Origin of the sequence: Salipaludibacillus sp. CUR1 (assembly GCF_021028955.1) — a bacterium.
GTDB lineage: Bacteria > Bacillota > Bacilli > Bacillales > Salisediminibacteriaceae > Salipaludibacillus.
The window spans coordinates 138,231-159,497 of the sequence record NZ_JAIWPE010000064.1 but is presented as its reverse complement, the minus strand read 5'-3'; the positions used below and the strand labels follow the sequence as shown (position 1 = coordinate 159,497).

At 41.7% G+C, this 21,267-nt stretch carries 20 protein-coding genes; 2 read left to right on the top strand and 18 right to left on the bottom strand.

The genetic code is table 11. The features are described 5' to 3' along the window. Positions 1-168: 168 nt before the first annotated feature. Positions 169-390: a hypothetical protein gene (locus K8O68_RS13725; protein WP_093049756.1), complete on the top strand. Its 222-nt coding sequence runs from the start codon at positions 169-171 to the stop codon at positions 388-390. Positions 391-433: 43 nt separating this feature from the next. On the opposite strand, the gene ysxE is transcribed toward K8O68_RS13725, so the two are convergent. The 11 genes from ysxE to hemA all read right to left on the bottom strand — a co-directional run bounded on the left by ysxE (position 434) and on the right by hemA (position 11,489). Further along, positions 434-1,441 (bottom strand): spore coat protein YsxE, encoded by a 1,008-nt coding sequence (gene ysxE, locus K8O68_RS13720; protein WP_230897428.1) that lies wholly within the window; start codon positions 1,439-1,441, stop codon positions 434-436. Continuing rightward, a complete protein-coding gene (locus tag K8O68_RS13715) occupies positions 1,434-2,348 on the bottom strand; it encodes a hypothetical protein (protein ID WP_230897427.1) in 915 nt (304 codons plus the stop codon). Before K8O68_RS13715 ends, ysxE begins: the two co-directional genes overlap by 8 nt. 17 nt (positions 2,349-2,365) lie before the next feature. Next, positions 2,366-3,532 (bottom strand): stage VI sporulation protein D, encoded by a 1,167-nt coding sequence (spoVID, locus tag K8O68_RS13710; RefSeq protein WP_230897426.1) that lies wholly within the window; start codon positions 3,530-3,532, stop codon positions 2,366-2,368. Positions 3,533-3,782: 250 nt separating this feature from the next. Further along, a complete protein-coding gene (locus K8O68_RS13705) occupies positions 3,783-4,247 on the bottom strand; it encodes an NUDIX hydrolase (protein WP_230897425.1) in 465 nt (154 codons plus the stop codon). Positions 4,248-4,497: 250 nt separating this feature from the next. Next, positions 4,498-4,950: an OsmC family protein gene (locus tag K8O68_RS13700; protein WP_093049742.1), complete on the bottom strand. Its 453-nt coding sequence runs from the start codon at positions 4,948-4,950 to the stop codon at positions 4,498-4,500. 241 nt (positions 4,951-5,191) lie between these two features. Further along, a complete protein-coding gene (gene hemL / locus K8O68_RS13695) occupies positions 5,192-6,481 on the bottom strand; it encodes a glutamate-1-semialdehyde 2,1-aminomutase (protein ID WP_230897424.1) in 1,290 nt (429 codons plus the stop codon). Between the two features lie 15 nt (positions 6,482-6,496). Then, a complete protein-coding gene (hemB, locus tag K8O68_RS13690) occupies positions 6,497-7,480 on the bottom strand; it encodes a porphobilinogen synthase (RefSeq protein ID WP_230897423.1) in 984 nt (327 codons plus the stop codon). A gap of 16 nt (positions 7,481-7,496) precedes the next feature. After that, positions 7,497-8,273, bottom strand: coding sequence for a uroporphyrinogen-III synthase (locus K8O68_RS13685; RefSeq protein WP_230897422.1), 777 nt, complete (start codon positions 8,271-8,273; stop codon positions 7,497-7,499). Between the two features lie 15 nt (positions 8,274-8,288). After that, on the bottom strand, positions 8,289-9,221 hold the full coding sequence (hemC, locus tag K8O68_RS13680) for a hydroxymethylbilane synthase (protein ID WP_230897421.1): 933 nt from the start codon (positions 9,219-9,221) through the stop codon (positions 8,289-8,291). 42 nt (positions 9,222-9,263) lie between these two features. Then, the gene (locus K8O68_RS13675; RefSeq protein ID WP_230897420.1) at positions 9,264-10,085 is read right to left on the bottom strand and encodes a cytochrome C assembly family protein; all 822 of its coding nucleotides are present in this window, start codon (positions 10,083-10,085) and stop codon (positions 9,264-9,266) included. 15 nt (positions 10,086-10,100) lie between these two features. Beyond that, positions 10,101-11,489: a glutamyl-tRNA reductase gene (gene hemA, locus K8O68_RS13670; protein WP_230897419.1), complete on the bottom strand. Its 1,389-nt coding sequence runs from the start codon at positions 11,487-11,489 to the stop codon at positions 10,101-10,103. Positions 11,490-11,776: 287 nt separating this feature from the next. On the opposite strand from hemA, the gene K8O68_RS13665 reads away from it, so the two are divergent. Then, positions 11,777-12,262, top strand: coding sequence for a LiaI-LiaF-like domain-containing protein (locus K8O68_RS13665; RefSeq protein ID WP_230897418.1), 486 nt, complete (start codon positions 11,777-11,779; stop codon positions 12,260-12,262). Between the two features lie 233 nt (positions 12,263-12,495). On the opposite strand, the gene K8O68_RS13660 is transcribed toward K8O68_RS13665, so the two are convergent. The 7 genes from K8O68_RS13660 to clpX form a co-directional block, all read right to left on the bottom strand. Continuing rightward, a complete protein-coding gene (locus tag K8O68_RS13660; protein WP_281244238.1) occupies positions 12,496-13,227 on the bottom strand; it encodes an amino acid ABC transporter ATP-binding protein in 732 nt (243 codons plus the stop codon). Between the two features lie 10 nt (positions 13,228-13,237). Further along, a complete protein-coding gene (locus K8O68_RS13655; protein ID WP_230897417.1) occupies positions 13,238-13,918 on the bottom strand; it encodes an amino acid ABC transporter permease in 681 nt (226 codons plus the stop codon). A gap of 82 nt (positions 13,919-14,000) precedes the next feature. Further along, a complete protein-coding gene (locus tag K8O68_RS13650) occupies positions 14,001-14,816 on the bottom strand; it encodes a transporter substrate-binding domain-containing protein (protein ID WP_230897416.1) in 816 nt (271 codons plus the stop codon). A 178-nt stretch (positions 14,817-14,994) separates the two neighbouring features. Beyond that, positions 14,995-15,618, bottom strand: coding sequence for a ribosome biogenesis GTP-binding protein YihA/YsxC (gene yihA / locus K8O68_RS13645; RefSeq protein WP_230897415.1), 624 nt, complete (start codon positions 15,616-15,618; stop codon positions 14,995-14,997). Further along, positions 15,618-17,939, bottom strand: coding sequence for an endopeptidase La (gene lon, locus K8O68_RS13640; protein WP_230897414.1), 2,322 nt, complete (start codon positions 17,937-17,939; stop codon positions 15,618-15,620). The genes yihA and lon overlap by 1 nt, the downstream gene beginning before the upstream one ends. A 167-nt stretch (positions 17,940-18,106) precedes the next feature. Further along, complete coding sequence (gene lonB / locus K8O68_RS13635; RefSeq protein WP_230897413.1) at positions 18,107-19,792, bottom strand: ATP-dependent protease LonB; 1,686 nt, start codon at positions 19,790-19,792, stop codon at positions 18,107-18,109. A 143-nt stretch (positions 19,793-19,935) separates the two neighbouring features. Continuing rightward, positions 19,936-21,207, bottom strand: a complete 1,272-nt coding sequence (gene clpX / locus K8O68_RS13630; protein WP_093049708.1) for an ATP-dependent protease ATP-binding subunit ClpX — start codon at positions 21,205-21,207, stop codon at positions 19,936-19,938. Positions 21,208-21,267 lie beyond the last annotated feature (60 nt).

Sequence of the window (21,267 nt, the reverse complement as noted above, 5' to 3'; positions counted from 1 at the left end):
GAAGCCAAATGAGGCAAAGACCCCACAGCACTTCATAAATAATAAACGGCATACTCAGCATTTCCATCATCTCCCTTAAGTGTAGGATGTACCGGTAAATATGGTTGTTATACACTTATTTTCATGAGGCGCATAGATTAATATAACTTCTGTGAAAGGAGCAGACGTATGCGCCGGTTTACCCACCATAAACTTGCAAGAGCAATGAAACGCAGGGCAGGCAAGCCAAAAATCCATTGGCGCCTCCGTAGACTGATGGATTTATTTTTTCAGCTCCTGCTGCCTTTAATTATTTTCCAGCTTATCCGTACACTTCTTCTCCCGACAACCTTTGACGTTATTCTGCTGTCAATTTTTGTTTTCCTTTATCTCCTTTACTGGCTGCCGTAAATAAAAAAACGGATCACCTTTGTGAACCGTTTTCCTCCTCTATTTATGTGTTTTTCTGGACTTGATTAACAAACCGGTGAACTCTGTTCATCGTTAACAGCCGTCGTTCCAGTTTCATAACCATTTGTATTTCCGGCTTGGACCTTTCAGGAGAGCGGTAGTGGTCAATCATTTGAAAAATATTCTCCGGGAACAGAAGATAACTCATTAATAAATGGCGCTCTTCATCAAAGAAAGTGAAATGTTTCTCGTAAATATTCAGCCAGTGCTGGCCTTCCTGCTCATCCCAAGGTCTGGATTGAAAATAATGCCTGAAAAGGATGGCCAGATCTCTTGCCGGTGTATCCAGCACTGCCTTTTCAAAGTTAATAAAATAAGCCGTGCCGTACTCATCAAAGCATGCATGGCTCCTGTTAAGCCTGCCATGGCAAAGCACACTTCTGTATTTTTTCTTTTCCTTGGCCAAATCCAGCCACTGCTCCAGATGCCACTCAGCCTGACCAGCCAGCTGTTGCGTCCTTTCAAAGTGAGTGAGCAAAGTAAGTTCAAAAGGAGAGTAATAGATGTTTTTTTCAATCTCATCGACATATTTTTCAACTTCAAGCTTTCTTAAATCCCACCTCTCTTTAAGCAGGCGGAACGATTCATCCAGAGAATCTTCTCCGTAATCCTGTGTTCTTTCTGTTAAACTGTGTAATTTTGCTACCTCTTCAACCATCGTTTCCTCGGGCTGAACCTGATGCCTGAAGGTGCGGTGATCCTCGTGCCACGGCATTAAATAATACGTATAATTCCCGTCAAACACACTGTAATCCCCATATTTAGTAGGCAGTACAGGGACAAAAAATGGAAAGCCTATCCTATCAAGTCTCCTTATCACATGAATAAACCAGTCGGTCTGTTCTTTGTTCATAGTCGTTTTTTTAAGGGCGAAAACTCCATAATCTGTTTCAACTTTCAGTACTTTCCCATAAAGATGGACATTCTTTGGTCTTAAATCATACTGGAAAAGGACTTGGCTTATGATTTGATCAACAAGTGTTTTAGACATTGGACAACCTTCTCTCCGGCTCCCTTATCCATTCGGCTATTCGTTCTGTGAGTGTCTTCATAATATCCCACTCTTTCCTTAGGCTGTTCACGCGCTCCTCAATTTCGGCGGATTCCCCAGCTTCATTTAACCAATTCATAAAGGAAATATACTCATGGGGATAAACAATGGCAGCTAATAAATGCCTCCCTTTTTGTTCTCTTAAAGAAAATGTCTCATCCAATCCATCTAAAAGGTGCGTTAATTCCCCGGTCCCGTTTGCCTCTACCCATTCTTTAAGGAAAGACCTAAGCACCAGGTACTTATTTTGAAAACTTTTTCCTCGATTTTCCCAATACATCCGGCCATGTATCATTTTGGCCTGGCTTGGCGACTCAATACTCAGAACGGATGCCGGTTCCTCTGTGGATTCTTCTTTAAATAAAACTTCAGCTTTTTTCACCCGGTCCTCTGCCTCTACTCTCAACCTTTCGATTAAGCCTTTTTGTTTCAGCTTTACTTTAATAAATTTACGTAAAAATAGTGCATCCTCCTGCCAATTCGCGATGTCTGTGTGTCCCACATTGTTGTCCATTTTTACAGAAGCATACATGCCTAAAAAGCGGCCGGTTTGTTTAATATTACTGGTAACAGGATAAGGATGGTCAACATAATCATGCAGGGTTAACCATCCTGTATCTGTTTCTACCGCTTTATCTCCATTAGCAGTCTGGATCATTCTATCAGTTAAACTGTCCGTTTCTTTTGCCAGCTTCTCCCGCCATTCAATGTGTGCCTCCAGTGTCTCCTTATCCGTCCATATTTCCACCCGCTTTTTACCCTTTTCAGTTTCAATGATTTTTCCTTCTTCAATCCACTTAAATTCACGGAATGGATAATGGTTTTCGATAAACGCTAATTGGATCATTCCTCTTCCCCCTTTCTTTAATCGGAGGATGGCTTCCTTACAGGGATATACAGGATTTGTCCTTCGTCCACTTGTTCATCCTTAAGCCGGTTCATTCTCATTAATTGACTGACTTGCATTTCATAACGGTCTGCGATCGTATTTAAAGACTCCCCATTCTGCACGATACACATCCGTAATTTTGAATAGGCCTCTTCCTTATCTCCAGAAAGCATTTTTGTTAAATACAAAGCATTTTCCGATTCAGAAGAGTCCGATTGATCTCTTTCTTTCTCCTGTGCCTCTGCTGCTTCTGCTTGTTCAGCTTCTGTGTCTTCCGGTTCTTCAGGTACAGCTTCCGCCGGCCTCTCATCATAGGCCTCATCCTCGTAAGCTTCCTTATTATAATCTCCGGCGCTTTCAGTTTCTGGTCTGTTTTCTTCCGAATAGTCTTCCTCATTATTCACCTTGCTGCTGCTTTCATATGAGTTCAGATTATTGTTATCATCAGACGGTCCTGCTTTTAAAGTATAAGCGGGTGGACGTTCTTCCCAGCCGGGAACAGGATCAGATTCATCAAGTTCAACAGCTTCCGTTTCATATTCCTCTTCTCTTTCTTCTTCATATAAATCGGTGACTGTTTCAGCCTCTTTTTCAGTTTCTTCATTTTCCTCAATATCTTCAGCCCTTACCTGCTCAAAAGAAAACGTTCTGTCTGTTAAATCTTCTTTATAATTATCTTCCACTTCAGCCTGCTCTTCCCCTGACCGGATACCTAAAATTGAGAGATCGGCACTTATTTCCAAATATCCGCTTTCAGGGACTTCGTAGTCAAAGCCTTCAACAGTGAGATAAATATCCTCCAGATTTTCTACCCGTTCTTTCGGTATCGTTATGTCTAACGGAAATTGGTGTCTGATTTCTCCAATTCCGTTTTCTGATAAAGAGACTTCTTCAACTGACCGGAAAACCATTTGGTTTAACTGGTTCTCATCTTCATTCTCTTCTTCTGTCCCTTCTTCCCGTTCCATTCTGTATTCTCCGGTTAAATGGAGAGCCCCTTTAACAACCACTTCATTTTCGCTCTCATTTACAGAAATATCAGGTTCAAGAGATAAGGATATTAATTCATCCACCTCGTTTCCCCGTTCAAGCCAAATGCCTTCTTTCATGGAAAAAGACAGTGAAGATCCTTCATTAGTCAATGTGATTCCTCCTCTTCTCGCCAATCTCATTCATTAACGTCCATCGTATTCTTCCGTTGTCCACTGTTAAACGTACAGAGACTCATACGATACACTTGTATGAAAAAAACAGACTAATTATGCCTGTAAGGCTGATTTTCATTGAGGAGAAAGCTGTTTGAAATGTAATTTTGAACCGAAAAACCTTGTCGTTGCGCTGATGTAATAACTAGCTGGCTCTGCAAAAATTCATCAACACTTATTGATTTTTTCAAAGCTTTTGAAAGTCTGTACTTCCTGTAAACAACTCCAGAAAATATTTGTGCGATCTTCTTATATTTTCGGGAAGACGGGTAAACGGAAAATATTCCAATGCTAATGTTTCTTCATCATCAGCATTTAGCTCTCCGGTAAACTCATCCGTGTAAAAAAGTACAGTAACCGCATAATATGGATCTCCATTCGGCGCTTCAACGTAATATCTTTCCCCTGAAAAAACATCAAATTTATGTAAATGGCTAATTTTCAGGATGAGGCCTGTTTCTTCTTTTACTTCCCTTAAAGCTGTCTCTTCAAAGCTTTCTCCCACTTCCATTAATCCGCCTGGCAAGCCCCAGTCTCCATCCTCACGCTTTTGCAGGAGCACGTTTTCCTTTTGAAAAATAATTACAGCTGCACCTGGAAGAATTAAGGTTTCTTTACCTGCATATTTTCTTAACTTTTTGAAATAGCTCATTTTTAGACACTCCATTCTGTAATAAAACTATACAAATTGAATCACGCGTATTAATAGCCTGGATATTAGCGGGATCCCATAGGGCGGCGGGTTCATTGGAGTCCGCAAAAACCGCACGTGTACCCGCTGAAGAAAATCTCAGGAGGCAAAGGTTTTGCAACTTTTAAAGTTATTAACAGCGCCTTGTTTAAAAAATGTTATACAAATTAAAAGACCATGTCCATTTAATAGGCATGGTCTTTTATCATTATTACACTTTAGACGGTTCAAGAACAATCTGGTTAAGTTTCATATTCACATGATTTTCAATTGTATCACCGACAGGGCATGTCTTTTCTACAAATGCTATAAATTCATCTACTTTTTCCCGGGGAGCATTTGTGGAAATGTGAATATTGTACCTGATTTCTGAATAACCAGGACGAACATCTGAAAGGTTCATAAATCCGTCGGTATCCAGGTCACCTTCAACCTCCACCCAAAAATCATCAAATTGGATATCAAATTTTTGTGCATACGCTCGGGCTACAATAGACTGGCAGGCGCCGAGTGCCGCAAGAAGCACCTCAACAGGGTTCATTCCTGTATCTGTACCGCCTAAACTCTCCGGTTCATCAATTGTCATTTCAAAGTTACGCGCTTTCGCAATAACTTTCATTCCATCTTGCAGATGAGCAGTAGATTTAAACGTGGTTTTAGGCATAGAAAGCCCTCCTTAATTAATATTAAACACATCTTTATTTTACCCAGTAACTTCATTTGAGTGTGTATCAAATTTGTGAATAATTAACAGTACTTTCTCTTATAAGTAAAGTACTTTAACCAGCTTAAAATACGGCATCTGGGCAGCCTGTAATAATTAGTCATAATAACCAAATTAAAAGCACCTCCAAATTTAGGCGGTTCCTAATTTGAAGGTGCAGGAGAATTATAACGAAGACTGGTTATTCATTTCTAATAGCGGCAAAAGCTTTTTCTGCAGCTTTTACAGTCTCATCAATATCTTTTTCAGTATGTTTTGTCGACAGGAACATTCCTTCAAATTGCGAAGGTGGAATAGAAACGCCATTTTCAAGCATATAGCGGAAATACTTCTTGAACATATCCAGGTCGGATGATGAAGCAGTTTCAAAATTTACTACTTTTTCATTAGTCAGGAAAAACCCGACCATAGAGCCTGCTCTTGTGACATAGTGAGGAATATCATATTTTTTTGCGGCCGAAGCTAAACCTTCTGCCAGTCTTTCTCCCAGCTGGTCAAAATGCTCATAGCTTTCAGGAGTGAGCTGCCGGATCGTTTCGTAGCCTGCTGTCATAGCCAGCGGGTTCCCCGATAGTGTGCCCGCCTGATAGATGTCTCCTGCCGGAGCAATACGTTCCATGATTTCGCGTTTTCCGCCGAACGCGCCTACTGGCAGACCTCCGCCAATAACTTTGCCTAGACACGTCAGATCCGGTGTTACTCCCAGTTCTCCCTGGGCACACTCATAACCGACACGGAACCCGGTCATCACTTCATCTAAAATCATCAGGCTGCCATGCTCTTCTGTTATTGAACGGACACCTTCAAGGAAACCTGGCTCAGGGCGGACAACTCCCATATTTCCTGCTACAGGCTCCAGAATAACAGCTGCAATATCATCTCCAAAATTTTCAAACGCAAGCTTTAAGCTTTCCAAGTCATTGTACGGCACTGTTAACGTATTCGCTGCCACGGCTTCAGGAACACCTGGGCTGTCAGGCAGGCCGAGTGTCGCAACCCCTGAACCCGCTTTTATAAGAAGAGAATCCCCGTGACCATGGTAACACCCTTCAAATTTAATGATTTTATGTCTGCCTGTATAACCGCGGGCAAGACGCAGCGCACTCATGGTCGCTTCAGTTCCCGAATTAACCATACGAACAACTTCAATAGATGGAACCCGTTCAATGACGAGCTGGGCAAGCTTGGTTTCCATTGTGTGCGGAGCGCCAAAGCTTGTTCCTTTTTCAGCCGTGGCCTTTAAAGCTTCTACCACCTCTTCATCCGCATGACCGTGGATAAGAGGACCCCAGGATAAAACGTAATCGATATACTCATTTCCGTCTAAATCCCAGATACGCGATCCTTTTCCGTGATCCATATAAACAGGATCCATCTCAACAGAGTTAAAGGCACGGACAGGGCTGTTGACCCCGCCTGGCATTAAAGGTTTAGCCTCATTAAATGCTTCAACAGACTTATTCCAATTCATAAATTATCCACCTTTCTATTTGCTGTCATTAAGCCACCCGGCAATATCTTTTGCAAAATAAGTTAAAACCAAATCCGCGCCGGCACGCTTCATACTCGTTATCTTTTCCAATACTACTTCTTTTTCGTTAATCCAGCCATTTTGGGCAGCCGCTTTAATCATTGAGTATTCTCCACTGACATTATAAGCAACAATAGGGAGGTTGTGGCTGTTTCTCACATCCCGGATAATATCCAGATAGGAAAGCGCCGGTTTAACAATAAGAAAGTCAGCTCCTTCCTCTGCATCTGACTGTGCTTCACGAAAAGCCTCACGCCGGTTCGCCGGATCCATCTGGTAGGTTTTACGGTCACCTGATTTCGGGGAACTGTGGGCTGCATCACGAAATGGCCCATAAAACGCGGAAGCATATTTAACAGCGTAACTCATAATCGGGACATTTTTATACCCTGCCTCATCTAAACCTTGCCGTATAGCAGCTACAAAGCCGTCCATCATATTTGACGGAGCGATAATATCTGCTCCTGCCTCTGCCTGGGATACAGCTGTTTTCGCAAGCAGCTCCAAAGACTCATCATTCAATATTTCTCCGTCTTCAACTACGCCGCAGTGGCCATGGTCAGTAAACTGGCATAAACACGTATCTGCAATGACCGTTAAGTGAGGATAGTGTTCTTTAATCTGACGGGTGGCTTTCTGTACAATTCCCTGATGGTCATAAGCGCATGAGCCTGTCTCATCTTTTTCCGAAGGCACGCCAAACAGAATAATAGTCTCCAACCCGGCGTTGACGGCCTCTTCCACTTCTTTACCAAGACGGTCGAGCGACCATTGAAAAACTCCCGGCATTGAAGGGACTTCATTTTTTATATTATCTCCCTCTACTACAAATAGTGGGTAAATAAGGTCTTCTTTATGAAGATGTGTTTCCCGGACGATTGATCGGAGACCGGGAGTTTGCCGCAACCGGCGGTGGCGTCTGAAATCAAGGTTAGACATAAAAAGTAATCCTCCTTTAAAAGGCTTTTCTATCATTTTCTATTTGATCTAAAACAGAATCCAGTGTGAATTCTTCAGGAACCAACACGTTAGTTACATCATAACGTGAAAGTGCTTCGTGTGTCACACGTCCAATTACAGCGAATGTGAAAGACCCTGCATCAGCATCCTTCTCATCCACCTGGCCGAAGAACGATTCAACAGCTGAGGGACTGGTCAATATGACGACGTCCACTTCCCCATTTTTAATCAGGGAATTCAGTTTCTTCCTATTCTTCCTGTCTGGAACCGTTTCATAGACAGTCATATCAAAAATGGTTCTGTTGGCTGCCTTTATTTTATCCATTAATACGGCACGGGATAAACTGCTTCGCGGATAGAAAAATATTTCTTCAGGGGAAGCCCGTTTAATAAGTGCTTCTGCTAAATGGTCCGCGTCAAAGACTTCCGGACAAACGTCCACCTTCAACCCTTCGAATTGAAGGACATCTTTCGTTTTTCTTCCTACCGCTGCAATTTTCTTAGTTGATAACAGCTTTCCAGGGTTATATCCTGCCTCTTCAAGAAATTCACAAGTAAAATGGTAACTGTTAACACTTGTAAAAATAACCCAGTCGCTTTTATGTATACTGGCAATTTCTTTCTTTATCTGAGATCTGTCGTTCGGCGGGCGGATGGCAATAAGGGGAATTTCTATAGAAATTCCCCCGCGTTGCCGAATAGCTTCGGTTAAAGAAGCCGCCTGGTGTTCAGCTCGAGTATTTATAATACGGAGTCCCTGAAGTGTCCTCATCCTGTGATCCCCTCTTTACAGGTCGTAATCTTCTTTCACTTGGTCAAGAACCTCTTTGGCACCTTCATTCAGCATTTTTTCAGCAGCCTGCTTTCCGATAGCAACCGGATCGTTTCCGGTAATGGTTTCTTTAAACACTTTTTTACCATCAGGAGAAGCAACTAAAGCTGTCAATGTCACTTGTCTGTCATCGTTAAGGGTAGCGTAACCGGCAATAGGAACTTGACAGCCGCCCTCCACCGTATGAAGAAAAGCACGCTCCGCTGATACAGTTTTAGCGGTGTCAGGGTGATTGATGCGATCCAAAAGTTGAAGAAGATCTTTATCTTCCTCACGGCATTCAATGCCTAATGCCCCCTGGCCGACGGCCGGGAGTGAAATTTCAGGGTCTAAAAACTCGGTTACGATTTCATCTGTCCATCCAACCCGCTGAAGACCTGCTGCAGCGAGAATAATGGCATCAAATTCTTCTTCCCGGCACTTCCTGAGACGTGTGTCAATATTACCCCTGATCCACTGAATTTTTAAATCAGGACGTTTAGCAAGAACTTGTGCGCTCCGGCGGAGGCTGCTTGTGCCGACAATAGAACCGGCCGGCAGTTCCATAAGTGTTTGGCCGGAGTTGGAAATAAAGGCATCCCGCGGGTCAACCCGTTCAGGCACAGCTCCAATAACCATCCCTTCAGCCATTTCAGAAGGCAGATCCTTCATACTGTGAACAGCCATATCAATTTCTCCATCATACATCGCTTGCTCTATTTCTTTAACGAACAAACCTTTTCCGCCTACTTTCGATAACGTCACATCAAGAATTTTATCACCTTTAGTGACAATTTCTTTAATTTCAAATTCATACGGAAGATTAAACTTTTCCAGCTGTTCAATGACCCATCTTGTCTGGGTCATTGCTAAATTACTTCTTCTTGAACCGATAACAATTTTTCTCATTCTAAACCTCCGTTTATACTGTATTAACTTGGCCGCTTATTTTTACCAAATATGAAATTGTGAAAACGAACTTGACAGAAAGTAGTTGATAAGCAGGACGAGAAATGCGGCTATGTTAAGCAAAGCAAGATTATACCCCCGCTTTTTCTTTACTTTATATTGAAAGAGATAAATTCCATACACTATTAGAACGATAAACGAGCTGAATACTTTAACATCATGCCATGGTACCACCTCGAACTTTACCCAGGCCCAGCTCAGCCCCAGAATCAGCCCGATAAGCATAAGGGGAAAGCCCACCAGAGTACAAAGGTAAGAACGTTTTTCAAGTAAAGATAAATTTCCTGCCCTCACCATTTTATCACCCCACCTTTTTTTCTTCAGCATATGATGCTGATAAAAATAAAGCATAGAAAAGGCGAAGCTTAAAGTAAAAGTACCATAAGATAATAGCAGTATAACTACGTGAATAATCAGCATTTCCAATATAAATAAATCAGCTAACTCTGATGATACATCTCCTGCCGGTGCAAACAGGCTTACAGTTAAAATAGTAAATCCAACCAGATTCACGACAAAGACGAGAAAATCCATCCTGTGCAGCCGGTTAATAACTAAAGAAAAAGTTACCAGAATCCAGGAATAAAAAAACATCCCTTCAAAAATAGTCATGATAGGGAGGCGGCTGAACTCCAGGGCTCTTAGTAATAAAAAGGTGAGTTGTAACACCCATACAATAGAAAGCAACCAGAAGGCAATCCGATTCACCTTCTGGTTGTTTTGTATAAAGTCAATAAAATATCCGAGAACACTCAGACAGTAAAATACGATAATGAGTATATATAATATGTGCAGTCCTACCATACTCATTTCCCCTCTCTAGAGAGAGCGGGCAACTGTCCCGCTTTGGGCAGCCAGTTTTGACTTTCTTTTTTCAATATTCCACTCTCGCTCAATCTTGTTGATTTGAATATTACACGCCAACGTGTTGGACTGGTTCTTTAATTGCTCTTCCAAACCAAAAACCTTTGTCATATAAGCAAGAAGTTCATCAGAGTTTTCCTCTTCAGGTACTTCCTTTAAGGCTGTAATAGGATCTCTGAGAATCTGGTTAATAATACTCTTCATATGTTTTCTGATCACTTTTTTCTCGCGGTCTGACAAGCTGGAGAGCTTTCTTTCGAGGCTTTCCATTGTCTCTGACTGTATAGAAGTAGCCTTCTCCCTAAGAGCAGTGATAACAGGGACGACTCCTAAAGTGTCAAGCCATGCACTGAAATCCACCAGTTCTTCTTCTACCATCAGTTCAATTTTCTCTGCTTCCTGTTTCCGTTCTTCAAGATTTGCAGCCACTATTCCCTGCAAATCATCTATATCATAAAGATAAACGTTATCAAGGTCGGACAACTCAGGGTCCAAATCCCTTGGTACGGCAATATCCACTAGAAACAATGGGCGGCCGTTTCTCTTTTTTACGAGTTTCATTACCTCATCTTTTTTAATAACATAATCTTTTGAGCCTGTTGAACTGATTAATATATCCGTATTTTCAAGAGACCGGCTCAATTGACTCATATCTTCTGAGCGGCCGAAAAATTTAGCAGCCAGTTCTTCTGCTTTTTGCTTCGTTCTGTTAATAACAGTTATATCATTAACTCCGCTGGAAGTTAAATGTTTAGCAGTCAATTCACTCATTTTGCCAGCACCCATAATGAGTACCTTTTTATCTGAGAAATCGCCGAATATCTTCTTACCTAATTCGACCGCAGCGTAACTGACAGACACGGCATTTTCCCCTATAGCCGTTTCGGAATGAGCCCGTTTAGCCAGGGTAATCGCCTGTTTAAATAAATGGTTAAAAATTGTACCTGTTGTTTTCTGGTTCTGAGCGGCCAGAAAACCTCCTCTAACCTGGCCAAGTATCTGGGTCTCCCCTAATACCATAGAATCCAGCCCGCAGGTCACGCGGAAAAGATGTTCAATCGCATGCTCATCTTCACGGATTTGCAAATAATGACTGAAATCCTCTTTAGGGATACCGAACCAGTCAGAAAGGAAAACCTTTGTATAATATCTGCCTGTGTGAAGCTGGTCTGCTACAACATAAATTTCAGTCCGATTACAAGTGGAAACAATTACGTTTTCTAAAATACTTTTAGACTGGCGCAATTTAGTCAGCGCTTGATCCAAATCATCCTGAAAAGAAAATTTCTCTCGAATTTCTACTGGAGTTGTTTTATAATTCAAACTGACAACCAGGATGTGCATTACCGTCATCCCCCCTGACTTTAAACCGACATCCATTTTACACGGAAAAACTAATTTTGACAAATCTTTTACGTATATTATGATAATTCCCTTTGAATAACTCGTCTTATATTATAACATTTTTAATTAACATAGAATAATTTTGAGCTTATAGAATGTGAAAAATTTGTGACATCATTGGGAATCACTTCCTTTTGAAGAAAATAATTTATGTATAACGTTATACTATCCAATTCCCTTTTTTTTACTCATCTATCTGCCAATTAACAGAAGGAGCGATATCCAGTATGAAATCAAACCAAGCCTTACCCGGAATTATTCTGATAGCCGCAGGCATCTTTTTTTTGACCCGGCAATTTAATTTCACTTTCCCTTACGGTGATTTGTTATTTCAATGGCCCTCAATACTGATTATTATCGGATTTGTTTTATCCTGGCAGGGTTTTTCCAACCGTGATGACCATAAAATGTTCTCAGGAATCGTCCTCTTAGGCTTAGGCATTTTGTTTCACGGCATTTATACATTCAATTACTGGACTTATGAATGGCCGTATTTCACCCTTATTATTGCGTTGGCCTTTTTATTGAAATACGCTGTGAACAAACGTGATGGCGCCGGTCCAGGATTTATATTACTGATCATCTCAGCAGCAGCTCTGTTTTATTCCACTATTACAGAGTGGGCTTATTCTCTGCACTCGAGTGTTGAAACAATTTGGCCCGGTCTGCTGATCCTTATAGGCGTTTATCTGCTCTTTTTCAGAAAACGTTAACTGATTAATTTAAGTTTACAAGTTTACTTCATAAAAGAAAGTGAGATTTATCACTTTCTTTTTGAATAAAGTTTGAAGTTATCTTTAGTTTAACAAGTACAAGCCCCTGGGCAAGCGGCCTCCTGATGGACTGAAATCACTTTTTTAAAAATGGAACTCCAAACAAATATGCTCAAATATTTGTCCGGAGTTCTTTATAACTTTTGTCTCAAAATTAATTGTTTCATCTTTCATTACAGGACTTTACTTAAAAACTCCTTAGTCCGCTCTTCTTTAGGATTGTTAAATAAATCTTTCGAGAGGCCCCTTTCCACTATTTTTCCATCATGCATATACACAGTATAGTCTGCCACTTCTTTAGCAAATCCCATTTCATGGGTGACGATAATCATCGTCATTCCCTCTTTAGCTAAATCTTTCATAGTTTCAAGCACTTCACCTACAAGTTCAGGATCAAGCGCTGACGTAGGTTCGTCGAATAGCATAATATCCGGTTTCATAGCCAGAGCGCGTGCGATAGCCACACGCTGTTTTTGTCCACCGGAAAGTTTAGAAGGATAGACATCGAACTTATCAGCCAGTCCTACTTTTTCAAGCAGTTCTTTTCCTTCTTTAACCGCGGTTACCTTATTTGTCTTCTTTACCATGAGGGGAGCTTCAATTACATTTTCAAGAACTGTTTTATGAGGAAATAAATTAAAATGCTGGAAAACCATACCTACTTTCTGTCGGACTTGGTTTAAATTATGCGTTTTAGGATCTATTTCCTCTCCGTCAAAAATAATCTTTCCGTTGTCCCTGATTTCCAGGAAGTTGAGACAGCGGAGCAAGGTACTTTTACCTGATCCGCTCGCCCCTACTAAACAGAGCACGTCACTCTCATTAACTGTCAAATCTATATCTTTCAATACATGCAAATCACCAAAAGACTTATTTAACTTTTCAACACGAATCATTTCTTTCATATTGCTCCTCCTATTTCTCACTCTTGGCCATCCTCTGTTCCACCGCGTTAACTATCACGGTGAATATCATAACCAGCAGTAAATAGTATATACCAACTATAATAAAGGTTTCCATAGTATTTAATGTTCCAGCGGCAATTCCCTGGGCTGTCCTGAACAACTCATCTACTGCAACGAAAGCAGCCAGTGATGAATCTTTTAAACCAATAATAAACTGGTTTCCAAGCGGGGGTACCGCTCTTCGCATAGCTTGAGGCATAACGATTCGCCGCATTGTCATAACTCCTGACATGCCTAATGAGCGCCCTGCTTCAGTCTGTCCTTTATCAATAGACTGAATGGCTCCACGGAAAATTTCAGCAATATAAGCAGAATTGTGTACAGCCAAGGCCAAAGCAGCTGACCAGAATGCTGAAAGCATAATGATCTGGGAAAAACCGTAAAATAGAGCAAATATCTGAACGATCAGGGGGGTTCCCCGGATGATAGTAATATAAGTTCCCGCAATGATTCGGAATATTTTCAGCGGGGAAAGTTTTAATAAGGCAAAAATAACGCCAATTACTGTCCCTATCAAAACAGAAGCTATTGTCAGCTGGATTGTTACAAGCCCGGCTTCAAGGAAAAAAGGATAAGTCCGTCGGAGTTCACTAATAAAGGTGCCAAAGTCGAATACACTTCCTGCAATCACATCATTCACCTCAAATGGAGAATCACATGTACAATCCGCTATGCACATGTGATTCGTGTTTTGTCATTTAAGTCTGTAACTTTTATTCCTGGCTGATATCCTCATCAAAATATTTTTCACTGATTTCTAAATATGTCCCGTCTTCCTTAATAGCAGAGAGCGCCTCGTTAATAGCCTCCAGTAAGTCTTCGTTGCCTTTTTTAACAGCTATTCCCATTTGTTCTACATCAATCAGGTCTCCGGCCATTTCGAGGTTGAGTCCCTGCTCATCAATATTTATAAGGCCGATCAGCCGGTCTGTAACAACTGCATCATGCCTGCCCTGGTCAAGAGACTGGAGAGCTACCACATCGGAGTCATAAGTGGATACATCTGTCGTATAATCTGCAATCATGTCTTCGTAAGTGGTAGCGAGCGCTACAGCCACGTTCGTATCCTCTGTAATATCGTCTATAGAAGCTATGTCGCTGTCCGGTCTCACATAAACTTGCGCGCCTGAGATATAGTAAGGGTCTGAGAAGTCAACCGTCTCTTGTCTTTCCTCTGTAATACCCATGCTTCCGATAATCGCGTCGTACCGGTCATCCTGAAGGCCCGGAATAATCCCAGAGAATGAAATACGATAAGGCTCACCTTCATATCCGAGTTCTTCTGCAATAGCCATGCCGATATCAACATCAAACCCGGTCAGTTCCCCATTCTCATCGACATAACTGAATGGCCTGTATTCCCCTGACAAGGCATAGACGAATGTTTCACCGTCTAAAGTCAAGTCAGCCTGTCCATCATTTGAATTCTCTCCTTGCGCCTGATCATTTTCTTCACCGCATGCTGAAATAACTAATACAGTACCAGCAGCAATCATAACAGGCAAAAATTTTTTCTTAAAGCTGGCCATAATTGTTCCCCCTTTTTAATACTTATTCTTTTAATAATTTTGTTAATTTTCTGACAAATAAACTTATATTATTATCATATTCAAAGATTACGATTAAATCAATATATAAATAAAATAAAAAAACTCAGAAAAGAAGGGAACTGTTCCCATTCTTTCTGAGTTTTCACCTGAGGCGCTCTTACTCCCCGGAGTCTTGTTTTATTTCACGGGTTTCTTTGGAATACAACAATTTCGTCATTTCCTTCCAGGCCCGGTCCTTTCCGTAAGCTGTTTCTGATGAAAATAGAATAACCGTATCTTCATCTTCTGCCTGAAGGACGTCCTTTATTTGCTGGATATGTTTGGACCATTTTCCTTTAGGAACCTTGTCCGCTTTAGTCGCTATAATCAGTACAGGCAATTGGTGAAACTTAAGCCAGTCATACATCATAACATCATCTTCAGTCGGCTTATGGCGGGCATCAATCAGCTGCACAACTCCCTTTAATTGTTCCCTTTTCTGAAAGTAGGCTTCCATAACCCGGCCCCATGCTTCCCTTTCTTTTTTGGAAACTTTCGCATAGCCGTATCCTGGTACATCTACAAAGTGAAACCGGTCATTAATAAAGTAAAAGTTAAGTGTTTGTGTTTTTCCCGGTCTCTGACTTGTTCTTGCAAGTCCTTTCCTCGAAAGTACTGTATTAATAAACGAAGATTTTCCCACATTCGAACGGCCTGAAAGCGCCAGTTCAGGGAAAACGCCCCCGGGAAACTGGTGCTCTTTAGCCGCGCTTATAATAAGTTCTGCATTTGCTATTTTCATTACTTCTCCCCTGCCAATGCATGCTTGAGGACGTCATCCAAATGAGATACCGGGATAAATGTGAGGTCTTCTCTCACGCTTTTCGGTATATCTTCCAAATCTTTTTCATTATCCTTCGGCATGATAATATGCGTTAAACCGGCACGGTGGGCACTCATTGACTTTTCTTTTAAACCGCCGATCGGAAGCACGCGGCCTCTTAAAGTGATTTCCCCTGTCATACCAACTTCCCTCTTTACAGGACGGTTTGTCAAAGCAGAGATAAGTGCTGTGGCCATTGTAATACCTGCAGAAGGGCCATCTTTAGGAACTGCGCCTTCCGGTACATGAATATGAATATCATTCTTTTCATTAAACCCCGGATCAATAGATAATTCTTTTGATTTAGAACGGATATAACTAAAGGCTGCCTGTGCAGATTCCTTCATCACATCCCCCAGCTTTCCGGTTAAGGTTAATTTACCCTTACCAGGAGAAACAGACACCTCAATAGTTAACGTATCTCCTCCTGCTGTAGTGTAGGCGAGACCGGTAGCAGCTCCTATCTGGTCCTCTGATTCGGCTTTTCCATATCTGAATTTTGGTTTTCCAAGCATGCTTTCAATTGTATTTTCAGTTACGACAACTTTTTTCTTTTCATTAGAAACAATCATTTTGGCCGCTTTACGGCATATGGTTGCCATTTGGCGTTCAAGGTTCCTTACACCTGCTTCACGGGTATAATAACGGATAACTTTAAGTAAAGCGTCATCTCTAACCTGAATTTTCCCTTTGGACAAACCATGCTCTTTAACTTGTTTTGGCAGCAGATATCCTTTTGCAATTTCCAGTTTTTCCACTTCGGTATAACCTGGAATATGAATAACTTCCATCCTGTCTTTTAATGGGGCCGGAATCGCTCCAATGTTATTGGCCGTGGTTACAAACATGACTTTAGATAAATCATAAGGTTCTTCAATGAAATGGTCACTGAAAGTATTGTTCTGTTCAGGATCCAGTACTTCGAGAAGCGCTGATGACGGATCTCCCCTGAAGTCATTAGCCATTTTATCGACTTCATCAAGTAAAAACACCGGATTGATACTTCCCGCTTTTTTCATGCCTTGTATGATTCGGCCCGGCATTGAACCGACATATGTCCGGCGATGCCCCCTGATTTCAGCTTCATCCCTTACGCCGCCGAGAGACATACGAACAAATTTCCGGTCAAGTGATCGTGAAATTGATCTGGCCAAAGATGTTTTCCCGACTCCGGGAGGGCCCGCCAGACAAAGAATAGGACCCTTAAGCTCTTGAGTCAGCTGCTGAACAGCTAAGTACTCAAGGACACGCTCTTTTACCTTTTCCAATCCATAATGGTCTTCATCAAGAATCTTTTCAGAACGGTGAATATCAAGCAGGTCTTCTGTTTCTTCGTTCCACGGAATCTGCACAAGCCATTCAATATAATTCCTGATTACAGAGCTTTCTGCTGAACTGGCAGGCATTTTTTCATAACGGCTCATTTCCTTATAAGCCTTCTCCTCAACGGATTCAGGCATATTGGCCTGGGCTATTTTTTCTTTAAGCTCTTCTATTTCGCCCTCTTTGCCTTCACGGTCGCCAAGTTCCTTTTGGATGGCTTTCATCTGCTCACGTAAATAGTACTCTTTCTGTGTTTTCTCCATGGATTTTTTAACACGCTGGCCGATTTTTTTCTCGAGACCGAGCACTTCTTTTTCATTGCTTAACACTTTTAGGATCTGGCCTAACCGGTCTTTAACCGAGATTGTTTCTAAAATTTGCTGCTTTTGTACAATTTTAAGCGGCAGGTGGGAAGCTACGATATCCGCCAGCCTGCCTGGCTCAATAATATCGGATACAGAAGCAAGGGTTTCCTGGGATATTTTTTTTGATAACTGAATATACTGTTCGAACTGTTCCAGCACATTTCTCATCAGAGCCTGTTCTTCTACAGTCGCTTCCTGGCGTTCTTCAACAAGTTCAACTTCTACTTCAGCATACTCCTCATTATCCGTATAATCCTCTATTTGCCCCCGTTGCAGACCTTCTACGAGTACACGAATCGTTCCATTAGGAAGCTTCAGCATCTGATTGACTTTAGCCAGCGTCCCAACGGTATAAATATCGCTTTGATCGGGCTCATCGGTCGAAATCTCCCGCTGAGTAGTGAGGAATATTTCATGATCCTCAACCATGGCCTTTTCCAGAGCTTGAACTGATTTTTTCCTTCCTACATCCAGGTGGAGGACCATAGTCGGGTAGACAAGCAACCCTCGCAGTGGAAGTAAAGGAATGTTTCTTCGTACATTTTCACTCATATGTAACACCTCCGTTTGGTAGATTTTTTAGACAGATAAATACTTTATTTATCAGACCTTACCGGTTACGTTCTGTGAACAAACTCAACGGTAAACCAGTGAGCCAAAAACGACGTCATCCCATAGGATCACGTCTTGGGGCTTACCATAATGATTCTTGTTCAATTTTATCCTATTGTGCCTTCTTTGTCTAACAATGACAAAGAACTTAGCACTGCTTCATGCTTTTCATCCTTATTAATGTCTTTTACCTTTAATACTTTGTCAAAAACCTGTTTTAAATTTTCCACCGGGTAAACGTCTATCCCTTCGATATTTTTTAATAGCGACTGAAAATTATCTTTAGGAATAAGAGCAGTGGAAGCACCTGCTTGTTTTGCCGCCTCTACTTTAGCCATCACTCCGCCTACCGGGAGAACATCGCCATGGATCCCCAGCTCTCCTGTTATAGTCACTGTATGGGAAACAGGCAGTTGGAAAATTGCAGAATAAATAGCTGTAGCAATCGCTGTGCCTGCTGAAGGTCCGTCAATAGGCGTACCACCTGGAAAATTCACATGTAAATCATAATCATGTGTTCTGACACCCATTTTTCTTAAAACCGTCAAAACGTTCTCAACCGAACTTCTTGCCATACTCTTTCGTTTAACTGTTCGCATTTGATCGCCGGTGCTTTCTTCATCGGCAATTCCTGTAACAATAAGACTTCCATTATTTATCTTCTCTATAGCAGTCACTTCAATATCCAGCACTATACCTGCTCCAGGTCCCATAACAGCAAGACCATTAACAAACCCTATTTTGTCCACAGGGATAATCTTTTTCTCCATTCTCGGCGACTGCTGGCTGGCATGAATGACATATTCCAGATCTGAAGAGGTCAGTGTCAGCCTTCCTTCATTCATTGCAATACCGGCTGATAACTGCACCATATTAACTGCTTCCCTTCCGTTTGTTGCATAATTAGCTACCCAGTCAAACACATCTTCTTCCACGTCCATTTTTAATTTCTTAACTGCTTTTCTCGCTACAGTTTTTACTTCTTCCCGGGTAAGCCCTCTGAAATAAACCTCCACACACCGCGAACGGATGGCAGGCGGTATTTCTTCAGGCCTTCTTGTGGTAGCTGCTATTAAACGGAAATCTGCCGGAAGACCCCGGCTGAAAATGTCATGGATGTGCTCTGGAATTTGCTCGTTCTCCTCGTGATAGTAGGCGCTTTCCAAATAAACTTTTCTTTCTTCAAGTACTTTTAACAGCTTATTAATCTGGATAGAATGTAATTCCCCAATTTCATCGATAAATAAAATACCGCCGTGAGCTTTTGTTACTGCTCCTGGTTTCGGCTGCGGAATTCCCGCCTGCCCCATGGCCCCGGCTCCCTGGTAAATAGGGTCATGAACAGATCCTATAAGCGGATCAGCTATACCTCTTTCGTCAAACCTCGCAGTAGCTCCATCCAGCTCTACAAAAACAGCATCAGACTGAAACGGTGAACGGTCATTATTTTTTGCTTCTTCCAGTACAAGCCTGGCTGCTGCTGTTTTCCCTACTCCGGGGGGACCGTAAATAATAACATGCTGAGGGTTAGAACCGCATATAGCAGCCTTTAAAGACTTAATTCCGTAGCTTTGGCCGACAATTCCCTTGAAGGATTGCGGACGGACTCTTTCTGATAATGGTTCGCTTAATTTTATCTGACGAAGCCGTTTTAACTGCTGCATTTCTTTTCTTGACTCTTTATCTAAAGAAACCTTCTGAGTGCGCTGGTTTTTTAATAAGTTCCAAAAATAGAGACCGATTATTACACCAAATAAAAGTTGAATTAGCACTGCTGCTCCTGAAAAAGTCATGTTTATATCCTCCTGATGGTCGTTTGTTCCCTTTAGTGTTTCCGAAGACCATTCAGATAAACTTAATTTCGGCAGGAGGCAGAAATTAGCATCGGCACAAAAAAACGCCCCCTTAAACTGAAAAGGAGGCGTTTGACTGATAATTAAGCACTTTCTTTAGGCTCTTTCTGATCTTTAATTTCTTCACCGTCGTCAGAAAGAAGTGTTGGACGCTTTTTATCCCTGACTGTTTCATCAGTAATAATACACTTAGCGATATCTTCACGGGATGGCAATTCATACATCACATCAAGCATCATGGACTCTATAATTGACCTTAAACCACGAGCTCCTGTTTTACGTTCAATAGCCTGGTTTGCTACTTCACGGAGGGCGCCATCGGTAAATTCAAGCTCTACTTCATCAAGATCCAATAGCTTCTGGTATTGTTTGATTAGAGCGTTCTTAGGCTTTGTCAAGATTTCAACTAAAGCCGCCTCATCCAAATGTTCAAGGCTGGCAATTACAGGAAGTCTTCCGATAAATTCCGGAATAAGCCCGTATCTCAATAAATCTTCAGGTAAGATCTTTGATAAATACTGGTGTTCCTGTAAATCATCCTGTTCAGTCTCTGAACCGAACCCTATTACCTTTTTACCCAGACGGCGTTTAATGATCTGATCAATTCCATCAAATGCTCCGCCGCAAATGAACAGAACATTAGTTGTATCAATCTGGATGAATTCCTGATGCGGGTGTTTACGTCCTCCCTGAGGCGGGACACTGGCCGTCGTACCCTCAAGAATTTTCAAAAGAGCCTGCTGAACCCCTTCCCCGGATACATCACGGGTAATAGACGGGTTTTCAGATTTCCTGGCAACTTTATCAATTTCATCAATGTAAATAATACCTCGTTCTGCCTTTTCAACATCATAATCGGCAGCCTGAATAAGTTTTAATAAAATATTTTCCACGTCTTCGCCTACATAGCCGGCTTCTGTGAGGGAAGTCGCATCGGCAATCGCAAACGGCACATTCAAAATTCGGGCTAATGTCTGAGCCAGTAAGGTTTTACCGCTTCCTGTCGGGCCGATCAGACATATATTACTCTTTGCAAGTTCAACTTCATCATTTTTAGAACTTGAATTCACACGTTTGTAATGGTTATATACGGCAACCGAGAGCGTCTTCTTTGCCTGATCCTGGCCGATGACATAATCGTTCAGGATTTCACGGATCTCCTGCGGTTTAGGAATATCTTCCATTTCCACTTCTTCTTCCGTTCCTAATTCTTCTTCCACGATCTCAGTGCAAAGTTCAATACACTCATCGCATATATAGACGCCCGGACCGGCAACTAATTTTCTTACTTGGTCCTGTGTTTTACCGCAGAAAGAACACTTTAATTGTCCTTTTTCTTCGTTAAATTTGAACATTGTCTTCACCCCTTACGTTAAGATTAAACCATACAGAAAAGGTCCAGGATAGTTCGGTCT